The 18,100-nt window shown below is 63.0% G+C and carries 15 protein-coding genes and 1 pseudogene; 7 read left to right on the forward strand and 9 right to left on the reverse strand.

From position 1 onward, the window contains the following. Nucleotides 1-103: 103 nt before the first annotated feature. The 3 genes from BFN03_RS08935 (at nucleotide 104) to BFN03_RS08940 (ending at nucleotide 4,155) form a co-directional block, all read left to right on the forward strand. Complete coding sequence (locus BFN03_RS08935) at nucleotides 104-1,627, forward strand: sodium-dependent transporter (protein WP_070378717.1); 1,524 nt, start codon at nucleotides 104-106, stop codon at nucleotides 1,625-1,627. After that, complete coding sequence (locus BFN03_RS20125; RefSeq protein WP_084385559.1) at nucleotides 1,624-1,728, forward strand: methionine/alanine import family NSS transporter small subunit; 105 nt, start codon at nucleotides 1,624-1,626, stop codon at nucleotides 1,726-1,728. Before BFN03_RS08935 ends, BFN03_RS20125 begins: the two co-directional genes overlap by 4 nt. Before the next feature lie 201 nt (nucleotides 1,729-1,929). Continuing rightward, nucleotides 1,930-4,155 carry a HelD family protein gene (locus tag BFN03_RS08940; RefSeq protein ID WP_442971879.1) on the forward strand — a complete coding sequence of 742 codons (2,226 nt, stop codon included), beginning with the start codon at nucleotides 1,930-1,932 and terminating at the stop codon, nucleotides 4,153-4,155. Nucleotides 4,156-4,246: 91 nt separating this feature from the next. Here the strand turns inward: BFN03_RS08940 and BFN03_RS08945 are convergent, their stop codons facing one another. After that, nucleotides 4,247-4,699 (reverse strand): universal stress protein, encoded by a 453-nt coding sequence (locus BFN03_RS08945; RefSeq protein WP_070378718.1) that lies wholly within the window; start codon nucleotides 4,697-4,699, stop codon nucleotides 4,247-4,249. A gap of 246 nt (nucleotides 4,700-4,945) precedes the next feature. Between BFN03_RS08945 and BFN03_RS08950 the strand changes: the two genes are divergently transcribed. Further along, entirely contained in the window at nucleotides 4,946-5,983 is a 1,038-nt protein-coding gene (locus BFN03_RS08950) for an FAD-dependent oxidoreductase (protein ID WP_084385560.1), read from the forward strand. Nucleotides 5,984-6,029: 46 nt separating this feature from the next. Here the strand turns inward: BFN03_RS08950 and uvrB are convergent, their stop codons facing one another. Then, a complete protein-coding gene (gene uvrB / locus BFN03_RS08955) occupies nucleotides 6,030-8,192 on the reverse strand; it encodes an excinuclease ABC subunit UvrB (protein ID WP_070378720.1) in 2,163 nt (720 codons plus the stop codon). A 76-nt stretch (nucleotides 8,193-8,268) separates the two neighbouring features. Between uvrB and BFN03_RS08960 the strand changes: the two genes are divergently transcribed. Then, nucleotides 8,269-8,787 carry a DUF402 domain-containing protein gene (locus BFN03_RS08960; protein WP_070378721.1) on the forward strand — a complete coding sequence of 173 codons (519 nt, stop codon included), beginning with the start codon at nucleotides 8,269-8,271 and terminating at the stop codon, nucleotides 8,785-8,787. Nucleotides 8,788-8,790: 3 nt separating this feature from the next. On the opposite strand, the gene coaE is transcribed toward BFN03_RS08960, so the two are convergent. Beyond that, nucleotides 8,791-10,005: a dephospho-CoA kinase gene (coaE, locus tag BFN03_RS08965; protein WP_070378722.1), complete on the reverse strand. Its 1,215-nt coding sequence runs from the start codon at nucleotides 10,003-10,005 to the stop codon at nucleotides 8,791-8,793. 201 nt (nucleotides 10,006-10,206) lie between these two features. Between coaE and BFN03_RS20130 the strand changes: the two genes are divergently transcribed. Beyond that, a complete protein-coding gene (locus tag BFN03_RS20130) occupies nucleotides 10,207-10,425 on the forward strand; it encodes a hypothetical protein (RefSeq protein ID WP_084385561.1) in 219 nt (72 codons plus the stop codon). Between the two features lie 103 nt (nucleotides 10,426-10,528). Here BFN03_RS20130 and rpsA read toward each other — a convergent pair whose 3' ends face one another. Next, nucleotides 10,529-12,013 carry a 30S ribosomal protein S1 gene (gene rpsA / locus BFN03_RS08975; protein WP_070378724.1) on the reverse strand — a complete coding sequence of 495 codons (1,485 nt, stop codon included), beginning with the start codon at nucleotides 12,011-12,013 and terminating at the stop codon, nucleotides 10,529-10,531. A gap of 249 nt (nucleotides 12,014-12,262) precedes the next feature. Here rpsA and BFN03_RS08980 point away from each other — a divergent pair, with 249 nt between their 5' ends. Continuing rightward, a complete protein-coding gene (locus tag BFN03_RS08980; protein ID WP_070378725.1) occupies nucleotides 12,263-13,144 on the forward strand; it encodes a class I SAM-dependent methyltransferase in 882 nt (293 codons plus the stop codon). Nucleotides 13,145-13,191: 47 nt separating this feature from the next. Here BFN03_RS08980 and BFN03_RS08985 read toward each other — a convergent pair whose 3' ends face one another. The 5 genes and pseudogenes from BFN03_RS08985 to BFN03_RS09005 all read right to left on the reverse strand — a co-directional run. Continuing rightward, nucleotides 13,192-13,953 carry an amino acid ABC transporter ATP-binding protein gene (locus BFN03_RS08985; protein WP_070378726.1) on the reverse strand — a complete coding sequence of 254 codons (762 nt, stop codon included), beginning with the start codon at nucleotides 13,951-13,953 and terminating at the stop codon, nucleotides 13,192-13,194. Continuing rightward, a complete protein-coding gene (locus tag BFN03_RS08990; RefSeq protein WP_070378727.1) occupies nucleotides 13,950-14,942 on the reverse strand; it encodes an amino acid ABC transporter permease in 993 nt (330 codons plus the stop codon). The genes BFN03_RS08985 and BFN03_RS08990 overlap by 4 nt, the downstream gene beginning before the upstream one ends. 11 nt (nucleotides 14,943-14,953) lie before the next feature. Beyond that, the gene (locus BFN03_RS08995) at nucleotides 14,954-15,874 is read right to left on the reverse strand and encodes an ABC transporter substrate-binding protein (RefSeq protein ID WP_070380758.1); all 921 of its coding nucleotides are present in this window, start codon (nucleotides 15,872-15,874) and stop codon (nucleotides 14,954-14,956) included. A gap of 150 nt (nucleotides 15,875-16,024) precedes the next feature. Next, nucleotides 16,025-17,089 carry an isocitrate/isopropylmalate dehydrogenase family protein gene (locus BFN03_RS09000; protein ID WP_070380759.1) on the reverse strand — a complete coding sequence of 355 codons (1,065 nt, stop codon included), beginning with the start codon at nucleotides 17,087-17,089 and terminating at the stop codon, nucleotides 16,025-16,027. Nucleotides 17,090-17,263: 174 nt separating this feature from the next. Continuing rightward, nucleotides 17,264-17,663 (reverse strand): annotated as a pseudogene (locus tag BFN03_RS09005) (amino acid ABC transporter permease); the annotation flags it as partial. Nucleotides 17,664-18,100 lie beyond the last annotated feature (437 nt).

An 18,100-nucleotide genomic window follows, 5' to 3' on the forward strand; every position in this document is an offset into this window, starting at 1 on the left:
CTTCTGCGGGCACAGAAGTCGCCAATTACTTGGAAAGCACCCGTAAAGACGGGGCGACTCAGCGGCACCAGAAATCTGCGTCGAGCGAAAGGCAGCAGCGGCAGTGGAACGTCAACGTGAGGCGTGGTCGGGACGGAGCGTGTTCATCCTGGCCGCGATCGGCTCCGCCGTCGGCCTGGGCAACATCTGGCGGTTCCCGGCCACCGCCTACGAGAACGGCGGCGGCGCCTTCATCATCCCGTACCTCTTCGCGTTGCTGACGGCGGGAATTCCGTTCCTGTTCCTCGACTACGCCCTCGGCCACAAGTTCCGGGGCTCGCCGCCGCTGGCGTTCCGCAGGCTGCACAAGCGTGCCGAAACCATCGGCTGGTGGCAGGTCGGTATCGCCTTCGTAATCGGTACGTACTACGCGGTGATCGTCGCGTGGGCGATCCGGTACTTCTTCTTCTCGTTCAACGAGGCGTGGGGCGACGACCCTGCAAACTTCTTCTCCAACGACTTCCTGAATCAGAACAGCGAGGCGAACGTCGCATTCGACTTCGTCCCCGGCGTCGCATTTCCACTGGTGGTGGTGTGGGTTCTGACGCTCGCGGTGCTCATATTCGGTGTACAGAAGGGCATCGGTGCGACAGCACGGCTGTTCGTCCCGTTGCTGATCGTCCTGTTCGCGATCCTGGTCGTGCGTGCACTCTTCCTCGAAGGGTCGGCCGCAGGGCTCGACGCCTTCTTCCGGCCGAACTGGTCCACACTGAGCGACCCGACCGTGTGGATCGCCGCGTACGGTCAGATCTTCTTCTCGTTGTCCATCGCCTTCGGCATCATGCTCACGTATTCCTCCTATCTGGGACGTAAGACGGATCTCACCCGGTCCGGGCTCGTGGTGGCCTTCTCGAACAGCAGTTTCGAGATCCTCGCCGGGATCGGTGTCTTCGCGACACTCGGCTACATGGCCAACATCTCGGGGGTCGCCGTCAACGAGGTGGTCAGCGATGGAATCGGACTCGCGTTCATCGCGTTCCCGGCGATCATCTCATCCATGCCTGGCGGTCCCCTGTTCGGGATCCTGTTCTTCGGAGCCCTGGTACTCGCCGGTTTCACGTCGATGATCAGCATCGTCCAAGTCGTCGTCGCCGCCATCGAGGACAAGTTCGACATCGGTCGCGTACCGGCCGTCCTCGGCGTGGGTGGGGTCTCGGCAGTGATATCGATGCTGCTCTTCCCGACCGTTACCGGGTTGAACGTGCTTGATGTGGTCGACAACTTCGCCAACAACATAGGGCTCGTCGCAGCGGCACTGGTCGCCATCGTGGTGATCGCCTGGGTGCTGCGGCGCCTGACCAGCCTCGAAGATCACCTCAACTCGTTGTCGTCGTTCAAGCTCGGCTTCGCGTGGCGCTTGTTCATCGGCGTCATCACCCCCGCCGCGCTGGCGTACATGTTGATCGACGAGACGATCGAACGCATACAGGACGGGTACGGGAATCTGCCCGGCGGCCTCGTCAATACGTTCGGTTGGGGTGCGCAGATCCTGGTGATCGTCCTTGCAGTGCTGTTGGCAAATGTCCGGTGGCGGCGCACGCACAATCCCGAAAACTTCGAACCGACGAAGGCTGGTACAAGAGTATGAGCATGTCTGCGATCGTGATGATGCTGATTGCCCTCACGTTGATATGGGGCGGCTTGGCGGCGAGCCTGACGGGCCTGCGCCATCACCCCGACGAAGAATAGAGGCGGCTTCAAGCTGAGCGACCCACGTCCTCGACTCGGACGTGGGTCGCTCGGCGTGAGACGGAAGCCGGTTCGGCCGACTAGACTATTTAGGCACTTTTGCAGCCGATCGGATCTGCAGCCGAAGTAGTCAAGGAGACCTCATTGCGCGACGAGGACGCGGCAGGCGACGAGCGCGAGTTCGAGCAGCAGTACGTGACGATGCTCTACACACGACTGGACGGACTTCGCCGTTACACGGCGACCCGCCTGAGCCGCGTACTGCTCGAAAGCGGCGGGACCCCGCAGGCCCGGAGTGAGCGAGAGTCCTTCAATCAGCTCTACACCGAAGACCTCGCCAAGTACGACGCCGCCGAGAACGGGCTCTGCTTCGGGCGCATCGACCTCGACGGCGAACACCGCTACATCGGGCGTCTCGGCATTCTCGACGAGGAAAACGACTACGAGACAATGCTTCTCGATTGGCGCGCACCACTTGCCCGCCCGTTCTACCTCGCCACACCCGCGGCTCCGGATGGCGTCTCGCGTCGACGGCATATTCGGACCCGAAGCCGCCGCGTGACGGCCATCCATGATGAGTACCTGGACCTGGAAGCCGCCGAAGCTGCCGGCGCAGTCACCGGTTCGGACGGTGTTGCGGGCGAAAGCGCACTGCTCGCAGCCTTGAACGCCGCGCGAACGGGTCAGATGAACGACATCGTCGAGACGATCCAAGGTGAGCAAGACGCCATCATTCGGTCCGAGCACAAGAGCGTGCTGGTGGTCCAGGGTGGTCCCGGAACCGGGAAGACCGCAGTCGCTCTACACCGCGCCGCGTACCTCCTCTACACCTACCGTCAGCAACTGGCGAAGGCCGGGGTCCTCATCATCGGCCCGAATGCGACGTTCCTGGACTACATCAGCCAGGTACTCCCGTCGCTCGGCGAGACGGGTGTGCTGCTGTCGACTATCGGCGACCTGTACCCCGGCGTTCAAGCCACCGTGCAGGACAGCCTCGAGTCCGGCGAGATCAAGGGCTCTCTCGACATGTTGGACGTTCTGAAGAAGGCGGTCCGGGATCGACAGGAAGTACCGTCGCGACCCGTCGAGTTGACGTTCGACACCTACCCGATCACCCTCGACCGCAAGGTCGTCACGCGCGCCCGTGGCCGGGCGCGATCGTCTCGGCGCCCCCATAACCTTGCCCGACCGATCTTTGTCTCGGCGGTCATCGAAGCGCTGGCCCAGCAACTCGCAGACACCCTGGGCGCCAACGTCGTCGATGGCGGAAATCTGCTGAGTGCAGACGATATCGCCGACATGCGGGATGAGATGCGCGAGGACCCGGAGATCATGGGGGCGATCAACGCTCTCTGGCCCGAACTGTCGCCGCAGCAGGTTCTCACCGAGTTGTACGCTTCACCGAAGCGCCTGGCCGACGCCACACCGAAGTTGCCCGAGTCTCGCCGCGCCTTGCTGCTACGCCCGCACACTCAGGGGTTCAGCGCCGCCGATGCTCCCCTCCTCGACGAACTCGCCGAACTGCTCGGCGTCGACGACACCGCCGAACGCGAACGTGCCCGTCGGCAATGGAGAGCACAGATCGCCGACGCACAAGGCGCACTCGACATCCTGACCGGTTCGGCGCCGCAGGACCTCGAGGACGAGTTGGATCCCGAGATCCTCATGGCCTACGACCTTGTCGACGCCAGTCAATTGGCGAGGCGGCACGACGTGGGGCGGCACCAAACCACGGCGGAACGTGCGGCCGGCGACCGCACGTGGACCTACGGTCACGTCATCGTCGACGAGGCTCAGGAGCTCTCGGAAATGGCCTGGCGAATGCTGATGCGTCGCATACCGAATCGCTGGATGACCCTTGTCGGGGATACGGCGCAGACCGGCGATCCCGCAGGCACGTCCTCATGGCAGAGAATTCTCGAGCCGTACGTGGCGAACCGCTGGAAGCTGACCGAACTTACAGTCAACTACCGCACGCCTGCTGAGATCATGACCCCGGCGCAGCGGCTACTCACCGAGATCGACCCCGAACAGACGGCGCCCCGGTCGATTCGCGAGTCCGGCTCCCCACCGTGGGCCCTGCTGGTCTCGTCGAACGAGATGGCAGACACGCTGCGCGCGTGCGTGTCTCGCGAAACCGGCCCGGGTACGACTGCGGTGATCGCCGGCCACGACCTTGTAGCCGCTCTCTCGGATCTGGCTTCGGACAACGTCAGCGTCCTCACGGTGCGAGATATCAAGGGACTGGAGTTCGACTCGGTGCTCATTGCCGAACCCCAGGACATTCTCGAGGAGTCGCCACGCGGGATTAACGACCTGTACGTCGCGCTGACACGCGCCACCCAGCGCCTCGGCGTGGTGCATGCCCGACCACTGCCCGAGGTGTTGTCCGACCTGGTGTCGGCAGAAGTCGCAGTGCAGCCGTGACATCCGTGCGTCCGTAACATCGGTGCGGCTGGGGATTCGATCCTCGGACATCCGATCCCCACGGCTCACTACGAGTGGCCGAACGAGCGATTTACCGAACGGTATGGACAATCAGGACGTCTGATGTGGACTTGCGGGCCGCATCAGAAGGAACCGATCCCAGGAGCCGGCCGGTGAGAGTGTTGAGTCCCCGGTTACCGACTACCAACAGTCCTGCTTCCACCTCGTCGACCAGCTTCAACAAGGACTCCACCGGGCCACCGACGACCGCACGTTCCGTAACCTCCTTTGCACCTACGGCATGTGCGCGCTCCCTTGCCGTGCGCAGGATTTCATATGTCGGTGTCGAACCCATGATCTGATAGGCCTCGTCACCGAGTGCGTCGGCTGCCTGCCCGAGGTCCTTGGGGTCGGTCGGATGGTAGGCGCACGCGATGATCAATTCGGCACCGGCGTCACGTGCGATGGCAGCGGCCTTCTCGACGGCCAGAAACGATGACTCGGAGCCATCGGTTCCAACTACTACGGTCTGGTAGGCGCTCATACATTCCTCCATGTTCACGATGGTCGATTGACTTTATCGGTACGGAGCAGATGCAGCTGTAAGACATGCCCAGATATCGGCGTGAGAGAGGTCAACTACTTCGTCCTGCCCGCTCGAACTCACGTACCGTACATATATGTGGCGTTGCTTCTCGCAGGACCTGCACTTTCGCCGATTCGATAGCCGTGCGGCACCGAGCTTCGCGCAACGGCGAGGCGGGAGCAGTAGCGGCGAGCCGGGTGCGGCATGCGAGTAGCTGTAGTCGGCGGTGGAGTAATCGGACTGGCCACTACCTACTACCTACTCCAGTCGAATCACACCGTGAGGTGCTTCGAGAAGAACCAGCCCATGTCGGAACGCTCACTCGGCTCGTCACGGATATTCCGATTGGCGCACCAAGATCCCGAGCTCGTCGCCATTGCATCGAAATCTCGTGCGCTATTTGCTCAGTGGGAGATGCGTGGGGGGCCGATCGTAAGCGACTGCGGAACGGTTATCAGCGACGAAGAACTGGAGCCCTGGGTATCGAGCATGGCGGCCGCGGGCGCGAAGTATGAGATCGCTTCGTCGTCATCAACAAACACCCTCCGCCTTCCGACCCGGAAGCTCCCCAGCCACGCCCTGCTCGACCTCAGCGGCGGAGTCATCGACGTCGACAGAGTCAAGAGTTTGTTGACTGGCGCAACGGCAGCGGCAACGCACCTCGAGCAAGTCCGTGCTCTCGAACAACTTGCTCGAGGCGTTCGAATCTGGACCGAGAGTGGGCACGCCGATTTCGACACCGCAGTCATCACGGCGGGAGCAGGAACGCCCGAACTCGCGGCGCAAGTTGGTATGCATACACCCAGCGAAATGGAACATGCCTTACGGCTGACATTCCGCTTACGCGCGGGCGTCGAGAATCCTCAGTGCTGGATAGACAAGCCCTTTGACGGAGTCAGCACCTATCAGCACGAGAACACCCGTGGGCAGTGGGCCGTGGGTGCTCACATGCCGATCGATGATGTGGCCTGGGAAGTCGGCCGCGATCACGCGGAGAAAGCCTCGGCCCGCGTTGTCCGCAACTATGTCGCATCAACACTCGATGACGTGGACCCCACCGAGATCGGAAGGGTCTACTGCACACACCCGAACCTGGGAGACGGATTTCATTTCTTACGGGAAGGCGGCATTGTTGCCTTTTACGGTGACAACTTGTTCAAGATGGCACCCTTCGTAGGCAAAACACTCGCCGAAGCGATCGTGGATGGTTCCACCCCATCTCAGGCCGACCTCGCACACTGAAATCCTGCGCTGTGATGCTTGAAGCCCGTGCTGCTCCGCCCCGGCACTATTTCAAGCCGGCTGCGTCCATGCCGCGCAGTTCCTTCTTCAGATCGGCGATCTCGTCGCGGAGTCTGCCGGCGAGTTCGAACTGAAGTTCACGCGCCGCGTTCATCATCTGCTCGGTCAATTCCTCGACCAGATCGGCCAGTTCAGCCCTGGGCATCGACTTCGTGTCACGACCCTCGTAGACTCCGGCACTGACAGCGCGACCGGCCTCGCCCTGAGCGCGACGACCCCGCGTGGCGTTTCGTCCGGACCCGCCCACATCGACACCTCCTGCGGTGTCCTCCGCCTCCTCGTAGACCTGGTCGAGGATATCCGCGATCTTCTTCCTCAACGGCTGCGGATCGACGCCCATCTCCTTGTTGTACGCGATCTGCTTTTCACGTCGCCGCTCGGTCTCCGCGATGGCCTGCTGCATCGAGTCGGTGATCTTGTCGGCGTACATGTGAACCTGACCGGAGACGTTTCGTGCCGCACGACCGATCGTCTGGATAAGGCTCGTGGAGCTTCGGAGGAAGCCCTCTTTGTCTGCGTCGAGGATCGCCACCAGGGAGACCTCTGGAAGATCCAAGCCTTCACGGAGCAAGTTGATCCCCACCAGCACGTCGTACTCGCCGAGACGAAGTTGTCTCAGCAACTCGACCCGTCGCAGCGTATCGATGTCCGAGTGCAGGTACCGCACCTTGATGCCGATTTCGAGAAGGTAGTCGGTCAGATCCTCGGCCATCTTCTTCGTCAGGGTGGTCACCAGAACCCGCTCGTCCCGGTCTGTGCGTTCGCGGATCTCGTGTATCAGGTCGTCGATCTGGCCCTTGGTCGGCTTCACGACGACTTCCGGATCCACCAGGCCGGTCGGGCGTATGACCTGCTCGACGAACTCTCCGCCGGATTGCCCGAGTTCATACTTGCCCGGGGTCGCCGACAGGTACACGGTCTGCCCGATGCGCTCGGCGAACTCCTCCCACGTCAGGGGTCGATTGTCGGTGGCTGACGGCAATCGGAATCCGAACTCGACGAGGTTGCGTTTGCGCGACATGTCACCCTCATACATCGCACCGATCTGCGGGACCGTCACATGAGATTCGTCTATGACGAGGAGGAAGTCCTCCGGGAAATAGTCGATGAGGGTGGCGGGCGCCGTGCCCGGCCCCCGGCCGTCGATGTGCCGCGAGTAGTTCTCGATACCGGAGCAGAACCCGACCTGCTTGATCATCTCGAGGTCGTATTCGGTGCGCATCCGCAGCCTTTGCGCTTCCAGGAGTTTGCCCTTGTTCTCGAGTTCCGCGAGCCGCTCCTCGAGTTCTGCCGCGATGTCCTTCACGGCGCGTTCCATCCGCTCGGGGCCTGCGACGTAGTGCGTGGCGGGGAAGATCCGCACCGAGTCGACCTGCTTCACGACGTCGCCGGTGAGGGGATGCAGGTAGTACAACGCCTCGATTTCGTCACCGAAGAACTCGATCCGCACCGCCAACTCCTCGTACGAGGGGATGATCTCGACGGTGTCGCCTCGCACTCGGAAGGATCCTCGCGTGAACGCCATGTCATTGCGTGTGTATTGCACGTCGACGAGCAGCCTGAGCAGCGCGTCTCGAGGCACCTCCACACCGACCTCTAGCGGAATCGAACGGTCGAGGTAGGACTGCGGCGTACCGAGTCCGTAGATGCACGACACGGAGGCCACCACGACGACGTCCCTGCGCGAGAGCAGATTCGACGTAGCGGAGTGCCGTAGCCGCTCGACATCGTCGTTGATCGAGGAATCCTTCTCGATGTAGGTGTCGGTCTGCGCGATGTAGGCCTCGGGTTGGTAGTAGTCGTAGTACGAAACGAAGTACTCGACGGAATTGTTGGGCAGCATGTCCCGCAATTCGTTGGCGAGCTGGGCGGCGAGAGTCTTGTTCGGTGCCATCACCAGCGTTGGTCGCTGCACCTTTTCGATGAGCCAGGCGGTGGTCGCAGACTTTCCGGTACCTGTGGCGCCGAGCAGAACCACGTCCTTCTCGCCCGCATCGATACGGCGCGCGAGGTCGGCGATGGCCGTCGGCTGGTCACCCGCCGGTTTGTGATCGCTGACGACCTCGAACCGGGCCTGTGTCCTCTCGATGTCACCGATCGGACGGAATTCGGAATGTGCCACCACGGGCTGCTCGGATGCAAACGCCATACAACAAGGCTAGGCGTAGGCACCGACATACTCACCAGCCAGCCGCCGCGTCGACGAAAACCGGTACATTCCCCTCATGGAGGACGCTGGCCACCGCATTCACGCGCCGAAGATCGAGTACTTCGACCTCGTGGAGCGCACCAACACCGATCCGAAGGGCTTTGTTCGTGCGGTCGATCACTACCGTGTCGAGCCCTGGGGGTTGTACATGGCACGAACATCCGACCACCGGCAGTTTCACTATCTCGAGTCGTGGCTGCTCCCCGATCTGGGAATCCGCGCGTCGATCTTCCACTATCACCCCTACCATGAACGCGACCAGGACCACTACGTCGACATCGGCACCTTCACTCGCGGCGACCGCGTGTGGAAATCCGAGGATCACTATCTCGACCTCGTCATCCGAACCGGACGCGACACCGAACTCCTCGATGTCGACGAGTTGATGGAGGCGAACCGGCAGGGACTGCTGGACGGCGGGGCGGCCGAGCGGGCGGTGCTGTCCGCGACGACAGCCATAGACGGCATTGCCACCCACGGCCACGACCTCGGTCGATGGCTGGCGTCACTGGGGATGCCGATCACGTGGCGGTGACGCCTACGGCGACCACCCTGTTTGCTCCGCCCACTGAGAGGCCCGGTTGAAGGCGAGATCGAACCACGGCGCTTTCGCGTCCATGTAGGCATCTCTCGCATCCCGATCCGAAGTGTATGCTGCCGCTTTGTCTGCGGCACGCATCTTGATCGCTGAGTACTCAGCGCGAACCGCTTCGTCAGCGCGTAGCCAGTCGCGGAACAGAAGCGCGAACCGCTGCCCGGGCCACTCGGCGACGCGCACATGGATGTTCGCCGGTCGTGCCGGGTCTGCAGCCCCATGAATTCGCTTGCTCCACAGCGCCGGGTCGGTCTCTCCACCTTGGTACGTGGGCTTCGGGTCGTCGGCCGTGATGTTGTCGATCCGGGGAAACCCAGCGGCGAGAAGAGATCCGGCGAGCTCGTCCGCTGTCTCCAGGCTCGCAACCGTGATCTGAATATCGATGACATCCTTGGCGGGTAGTCCGTCCACCGCCGTGGACCCGATGTGGTCGACACGTAGAGCGCGATCACCGCATGCGAGTTCGAGCCGGGCGATCAGCCTGCGCGCCTGCGCTGCCCATTGCGGATTCGGCGATGCGAGCACCCGCGGAGCGCTCACCACGGTTCCGGTGCGGATGTTGGACTCGAAGGGCACGAGCCGCTCGGACCACAATGCCCGGACACTTGACTCGAGGGCGTCCGGTGCCCCGTTGTTGTCGAGCAGAATATCGGCAGCCGCCCGCCGCTGATCGTCGTCTGCCTGGGCAGCGATGCGAGACCGCGCGTCAGCTTCCGACATTCCCCGCGAGCCGACGAGTCGGCGCACCCGCTCTTCGGCTTCGACGGACACGATGAGCACCAGATGGAAAGCTGCGCCCAACCCATTCTCGACGAGCAACGGGATGTCCTGGACGAGCACCGCGTCCTCGGGCACCGATTCGATGATCTCCATCGTGCGCGCACCAACCAGCGGGTGGACTATCGAGTTCAGTGCGAGGCGCGATTCATCGTCCGCGAACGCCGTGGCTGCCAGGGCCTGACGGTCCAACTCCCCGTTCGATGTGAGGATCGCCTCGCCGAATCGATCGACCAGGGCCGCGAGGCCTGGGGTCCCGGGTTCGACGACCTCCCTCGCAATCAGGTCGGCGTCGACGATGACGGCCCCGAGTCCGGCAAGGACCTTCGACACGGTGGACTTTCCTGCTCCTATGCCTCCGGTGAGGCCGATTCTCAGCACGCTTCCCAGTGTTGCATCAAGGGAAGAGGGCACATCCACTGGCGGGTCGCGTCTCCGGCAACGGGTTACTGCCCGTGAGCATCTCCATCACCCACTACCCCTACAGACTCACCTGCCTCAGATAGCACATGGGTCTCGCATCTTCGATTAGGTTCGAAGACGCGCACCCGACCTACTACTTTCTCGACGAAGAGGAACGCCATGCGTGAGCACGACAATCAGATCGGTCGGCACCGCCTCGGGATTGCAGGCGGAGTACATTGCGTCGACCTTCCCGAGGTATCCCTCGCCCTCGCCCAGCATCGACGATCGCGGCTCATGGCGCTCGGAAGCCATGGCCGGCACGCCTTCGGATCGATTCGCAGGCGCTCCGACGCGCAAACGTCACCCAACTATCGGATTCCCGCAACCGCAAGCTGAGCAACAGGGTCCGTTCGACAGGGCTCCGCCCATAGCAAAGACCCCGTTCCAGCAGTCGCTGGAACGGGGTCTTCGTTGTGACGCTGAGCGTCGGTCAGATCAATCAGGCGTTGCCGGACAGCTTCTCGCGCAGAGCGGCGAGCTGTGCATCGCTGGCCAGCGAGCCACCAGTGGCCTCCGACGGCGCGGAGTTGGCGGACGCAGCCGAGTCTGCCTCGTCTGCACCCGACTCCGAGGAGTAGCCCGCGGCAGCATTGGCGGCCTCAGCGGCCTCGTCGGCGGCGGTCTTCTCCATCTGAGCGGTGTGCATCTTGTGGCGACGCTCGGCCTCGGCGTAGCGGTTCTCCCACTCTTCACGCTGCTTGTCGAAGCCCTCGAGCCATTCGTTGGTCTCGGGGTCGAAGCCCTCGGGGAAGATGTAGTTGCCCTGCTCGTCGTAGCTGTCGGCCATGCCGTACTTGGACGGATCGAACTCGGCGTTGTAGTCCTCGTTGGCCTGCTTCAGTGACAACGAGATGCGACGACGCTCGAGGTCGATGTCGATGACCTTGACGAGTGCATCGTCGCCGACGCCGACAACCTGGTCCGGAACCTCGACGTGGCGCTCGGCCAGCTCGGAGATGTGGACGAGGCCTTCGATTCCCTCTTCGACCCGTACGAAGGCGCCGAACGGGACCAGCTTCGTGACCTTGCCGGGCACGATCTGGCCGATGGCGTGCGTGCGGGCGAACTGACGCCACGGGTCTTCCTGCGTGGCCTTGAGCGACAAGGAGACGCGCTCGCGGTCCAGATCGACGTCGAGAACCTCGACGGTGACCTCGGTGCCGACCTCGACGACCTCGGACGGGTGATCGATGTGCTTCCAGGACAGCTCGGACACGTGCACCAGACCGTCGACGCCGCCGAGGTCCACGAAGGCGCCGAAGTTGACGATGGAGGACACAACGCCCTTGCGGACCTGGCCCTTCTGCAGCTGGTTCAGGAACTCGCTGCGAACCTCGGACTGCGTCTGCTCGAGCCATGCGCGACGCGAGAGGACCACATTGTTGCGGTTCTTGTCGAGCTCGATGATCTTGGCCTCGATCTCCTTGCCGACATACGGCTGGAGATCCCGGACCCGGCGCATCTCGACGAGCGAAGCGGGAAGGAAGCCGCGCAGTCCGATGTCGAGGATCAGGCCACCCTTGACGACCTCGATGACGGTGCCCTTGACCGCCTCGTCCCTCTCCTTGAGCTCCTCGATGGTGCCCCAGGCGCGCTCGTACTGAGCGCGCTTCTTCGACAGGATCAGTCGGCCTTCCTTGTCCTCCTTGGTGAGGACCAGAGCTTCGACCTCATCGCCCACGGAAACGACCTCGTTGGGGTCGACGTCGTGTTTGATGGAGAGTTCGCGGGAAGGGATGACGCCTTCGGTCTTGTAACCGATGTCGAGCAGAACCTCGTCCCGATCGACCTTGACGATGGTGCCTTCGACGATGTCGCCATCGTTGAAGTACTTGATCGTGGCGTCGATGGCGGCGAGGAAGTCCTCGGCGGAGCCGATGTCGTTGACGGCTACCTGCGGCGAGGTCACGGTGGTGGAGGGCATGTGTCGAGTTGCTCCGGACGGGTTGTGGTCGGTTGATGGTGTTCTGTCGGACAAGTAACCCGAGCCGACGAAACACTCCGCCGAATCAGGCCACCCCAAGTGCAGCGAACGACACCCGATTGGAACCGAACAAACTCGAACTGAACCGAATCCGATGTCGCACACGTAGACACTTGCGTGCAATAGGCTACGCGCCCGGGGGCAAGCTGGGCAAACCCGGGCACGTCTCCGCGCTCTAGTCTGTTCCCCATGCCCGATCCCCGCCCCGTCTCATCTCCCCTGTCTCCGGACGACGACCGCCACGGAGCGGCCAACGCCGCCCTCGGAACGACCGGAGTCAGCCGCGTGCGCGTCGATTCCGAGACCAGTGAACGTGCAAGCCGCGCCTGGTGGGATGCGGACGCCGAGGACTACCACCGCACGCATGGCGAGTTCCTCGGGGTCGACGCCACGGACGGTGAGTTCGTTTGGTGCCCGGAAGGACTTCACGAGGGCGACTACCACCTGCTCGGCGACGTGGCCGGAAAGGACGTCCTCGAAGTCGGTTGCGGGTCCGCCCCCTGCGCACGCTGGCTCGCCGGCCGGGGTGCTCGCGCCGTGGGCCTCGATCTGTCGATGCAGATGTTGACCCGCGGCGCACAGGCAATGCGGGCGGGAGGGGTGACGGTGCCGCTCGTGCATGCCGGGGCCGAGCATCTCCCCTTTGCAGACGAGAGCTTCGACATCGCTTGTTCGGCTTTTGGCGCCGTTCCGTTCGTGGCGGATTCACAGCAGGTCATGCTCGAAGTGGCCCGAGTTCTTCGGCCCGGAGGGCTCTGGGTATTCGCTGTGAACCATCCGATCCGCTGGATCTTCCCGGATGATCCGGGACCGCGGGGGCTCACCGCCGCCCTCCCCTACTTCGACCGCACGCCCTACGTAGAGGTCGACGACGACGGCATCCCCACCTACGTCGAGCACCACCGGACAATCGGCGACCGGGTCCGTGAGATCGTCGCGGCTGGGCTCGAGGTCCGCGACATCATCGAGCCGGAGTGGCCCGAATGGCTCGAACGCGAATGGGGCCAGTGGAGTCCCCTACGCGGGCAGCTGTTCCCTGGCACGGCCATCTTCAGTTGCCGAAAGCCGTGAGTGGTTCTCGACCGGTCGCGCGCCACGAAACACTCACGGCCACCGCGTCACAACAGCTTCGACAGGAACGCCTTCGTGCGTTCATGCTGCGGATTGGTCAGTAGCTCATCGGGTTTGCCCGATTCGACGACAACACCGTCATCCATGAATACCAAGTGGTCGGCCACCTCTCGCGCGAAGCCCATCTCGTGGGTCACGACGACCATCGTCATGCCGCCGGCGGCGAGGTCTTTCATCACACCGAGCACCTCCCCGACCAGTTCCGGGTCGAGAGCAGAGGTCGGCTCGTCGAACAGCATTAGCTTGGGATCCATCGCCAGCGCGCGGGCAATGGCGACGCGCTGCTGCTGGCCGCCCGACAGTTGTGCCGGGTAGGCATCGGCCTTCTCGGTCAACCCGACCTGCCCGAGCAGATTGTGCGCCCGCTCGATGGCCTTCTTCTTGTTCAGCCGCTTCACCTGCGTGGGCGCCTCGATGATGTTCTCGAGCGCCGTCCGGTGCGGAAAGAGGTTGAAGTGCTGGAACACCATGCCGATGTCGCGGCGTTGCTTCGCCGCCGCGCGGTGATGCAGTTCGTGGAGTTTTCCGTGCCGCTCGGCATAGCCCACGATCTCGCCGTCGACATACAGACGCCCCGCATTGACCTGCTCGAGGTGGTTGATGCAGCGCAGGAACGTCGACTTGCCCGAACCGGAGGGGCCCACGATACACAGGACCTGACCGCGCTCGATTTCGAGCGACACGCCCTTGAGCACCTCGAGCGCTCCGAAGTTCTTACACACCCGATCGGCCTTGACCATCGGCGTCATTTTCGGTCACCTCCGGGTGCATCCGGCAAATGCGCGGTGCCGGGTTCGATGATGAGCGGCTTGCCCTCCGCGTCAGCGAGGGCCTGCAACTGTCGCGCGGTCAGCTCCCGGGTCGCACCCTTCGAGAAGTACCGCTCGAGGTAGTACTGGCCGATCATCAGCAGGCTCGTGATGACCAGATACCAAGTGGCGGCCACCATCAACAACGGAATCGGCTGAAAGTTCGCCCCGGAGATTTCTCTCTGACGACCGAACAATTCGAGGGTGTATGGAACAGCAGAGACCAGAGAGGTCGTCTTGAGCATGCCGATCAGCTCGTTGCCCGTGGGCGGGATGATCACACGCATGGCCTGAGGCAGAACCGTTCGCCGCATGGTCTGCGCCCAGGTCATGCCGAGCGCCACCGATGCCTCGGTCTGCCCCTCGCCCACCGAGTTCACGCCGGCCCGGACAATCTCAGCCATGTAGGCGGCCTCGTTCAGCCCGAGGCCGATTATCGCGAACAGGAACGGCGAGTAGATTCCTTCGAGCTCGATGTGCACGAACTGGTGGACGAACGGGATACCGAGATCCAACTGCTTGTAGATGGCGGGAATCAATCCCCAAAAAACCAACTGCACGTATACCGGGGTGCCGCGGAATACCCACAGATAGATCCACGCAGCAGTCTTCAGCACGGGATTCGGCGACAACCGCATCACCGCGAGGACGACACCCAGCACGATGGCAATCGCCATCGACAGCACGGTGAGCTGAATGGTGTTCCACGCTGCGGCCGAGATCCGTTCGTCGAACAGGTATTGAGCGTAGATGTCCCAGCGGTAGTTCTCGTTGGTCCGTGCACCATTGACGAACAGGACGAGCAACACACCGACCACGATCGCGGCTATCCATCGACCGGGGCGCCGCAATGGGACTGCCTTGATCGGCTCCGGTTCCTCGCTCGCCGCGCTCGCCGACCCCTTGGACGTGTTCTCCGAATCAGACACTGGTCAGCCGCTCAGCTCGTCGCGCCGTTGATCTGCGACGTTGTGATGACACCCTGCTCGACGCCCCAGTTCTCCGCGATCGTCTGGTAGGTGCCGTCGTCGATCAGATGCTGGAGAGCCTGCTGGAGCACCTCCGCCAAAGGCGAGCCCTTCGCAACGGGCCAGCCGTAGGGCTGGGCATCAAAAATCTCTCCGGCGGCTACGATCTTTCCCTCGCTCCGTCTGATCGCGTATCCGGTGACCGGGGAGTCTGCAGACATCGCGTCGATCCTGCCGAGAGTGAGCGCATTGGCCACGCTGTCCTGACTGTCGAACTTGACGATGTCGATGGGAGGCTGTCCGGCTGCGACACACGCCTCGCTCTTGGCAGGCACCTCCTCGATGTCCTCGATGGTGTTGGTCTGCACGCCGACCCGTAGCCCGCAGGCATTATTCGGATCCACCGACCCGCCCGCGGCCTGGGCCCACTGCACACCCGCGCTGAAGTAGGTGACGAAGTCCACCGACTCCTCACGTTCCAAGGTGTCGGTGAACGAGGAGGCGCCCGTGTCGTAACTGCCGGCCTGTATCGCCGGAATTATCCTGTCGAAGTCGGCCTCCATGAAGACCGGCGTCACACCGAGCACATCCCCGACCGCATCCATGAGGTCGATGTCGAAGCCGACGATGTTGCCGTCCGAATCCTTGAACTCGTTGGGGGCGTAGGGAACATTGACGCCGACGACAAGCTCGCCGTCAGAGGCGATCTCCTCGGGCAGCTGGGCCGCGATCGCGTCCACCTTGCTCACCTCCGGGTTTTCGCCCGCGACGGGCACGCCGCCCTCGGTGTTGGAGACGCACCCTGCAAGCAGCAGAGCACTGGCACCCACGAGTGCCCCGAGGCTGCGGGCAGTTCGGCCTCGCGTGATGACGGATTGACCAGTCACTGGCATGTCCTCCAAGAAGATATCGTGGTGCACCGAGCAAACTACGGCGACGGAGAGCTCTCGAACTCCGAGATTGTCAGACGGAAGCGTACGTCACCCGGATCCGCGCGCGGAATCATCGAACCTCCTCGGCCTGTCGGACAACGAAGACGGTCTTCATCGGCGGAGTGTGCGGGCGAGGACCGTCTCGGCGAATTCGGCGGTCGACGCGAGCCCACCCAGGTCCGCGGTGGCTACTCCGGAGCAGATCGTATCGCGTACCGCCTCGCTGATCCAACGCGAAGCTGCGTTAAGGCGATGGTCGTCACGGCGATCGCCGAGCACCTCGAGCATCATTGCCGCCGACAGCATCAGCGCGGTGGGATTGGCCCTGTTCCGCCCCGCGATGTCGGGTGCAGCGCCGTGCGCCGCCTGGGCCATCACCTTGGTCTCGGAGGCATTGACCGATGGAGCCGTGCCGAGTGAGCCGGACAGTTCGGCAGTCAGGTCCGACAAGATGTCGCCGAACATGTTCTCCGTCACGATGACGTCGAAATCACGGCCTCGGCGGACAAGGTGCGCTGCCATCGCATCCACGTGCTCGTCGTCGATCCGTACGTCGGGGTAGCTGCTCTCCCCCACCTCCCGGCACACGTCGCGGAACAAACCTGTGGTCATCGACAGCACGTTCGCCTTGTGGACGATCGTGACGTGCCTACGGCGAGCACACGCGAGCGCGAATGCGGTGTGCGCGATACGCTCACACGCCTTCCTCGTCACCATCCCGACCGCCATCGCGACATCGGGTGTCGGCATGAACTCGCCGCTACCGGCAAACATGTTCCGGTCGGCGTACAGCCCCTCGGTGTTCTCCCGGACGATCACCAAGTCCATGTCCGTCACCATGGAGGCGACTCCCTCGAGCGAGCGAGCCGGCCGGACGTTCGCGAAGAGATCGAACCGCTTGCGCACCACTGCGCCAGGTGTCAACTGCCCCCGAAACCGTTCCGGATAACCGGCGCTGTCGTGCGGCCCGAGAATCCACGCATCGAGTTCGTCCAACGTGGCGAGAGTGGAATCGGGGATCGGGGTCCCGTGCGACTCGATAGCCTCCAACCCCACAGGCAAATCCACCCAGTCGACGTCGATGCCTGCGGCCGCGGTTGCGGCGGCGACCACGCGCTGAGTTGCCGGAACGATCTCGCGTCCGATGCCGTCACCGAGAATCACACCGATCCTCATACCGGAGTTGACCTGCTCAAGGTGGTTGATGCGGCGCAGAAACGTCGACTTGCCCGAACCGGAGGGACCGCGATGCACAAGACCTGGCCGCTCTCGATTTCGAGCGACACGCCCTTGAGTACCTCTTGAGCGCTCCGAAGTTCTTACACATCCGGTCCGCCATGACGATCGGCGTCATTCTCGTTCACCTCCGGGTGCATCCGGAGGTGAACGAAAATGCGCCGTGTCGGGTTCGACGATGAGTGGCTTACCCTCGGCATCGGCGAGGGCCTGCAGCTGCTGCTGCTGGGGTCAGCTTGCGGGTAGCACCCTTCGAGAAGTACCGCTCAAGATAGCGCTGGCCGATCATCAGCACACTTGTGATCGCGAGATACCAAGTGGCGGAAGCGATCAACAACTGAATCGGCTGAAGGTTGGCCCCGGAGATATTTCTGGTACGGCCGTATAACTCGAGGCGATATGGAATAGCGGAGACCAGAGAGGTCGTCTTGAGCATGCCGATCAGCTCGTTGCCCGTGGGCGGAATAATCACACGCATGGCTTGAGGCAGGACCGTTCGCCGCATGGTCTGCGACTAGGTCACGCCGCGCGCCACCACTCTCCGTGCTGGTGCCGCACCGAGAATGCCGGTCAATACCAAAACGGTCAGAAAGAGCATCAGCGCTTGAGACCAGACACGCGGGCCTCCCCAGCCGAAACCCACTCCTGCGGAAGGCAACACACGTACGAACTCCCGAGCACTTTCGTGCATGTCGGGGGCCCAGATCTGACCGCGCGTCGTCAACGGCACTCTCACCGCCCAGTGTGGGGCAGATAATAGCGAGCGTTCTGTTTGGTGTTAGAGTCCCGGGCGTCTGTCCGGCCGCAGCGCGATGCTCACCGGACTGTCGCCAAAGTTCCACGCATGTCAGGACATCCACCTCCAGGAAGAAGTGCATCTTGTATCTCACGTTACGGTCCGGATATCGGAGGGGCGCCACGCGTTTCTTCGGAGCCGTCGCGGTAGCCTCC

Source organism: Rhodococcus sp. WMMA185 (assembly GCF_001767395.1).
Lineage (GTDB): Bacteria > Actinomycetota > Actinomycetes > Mycobacteriales > Mycobacteriaceae > Rhodococcus_F.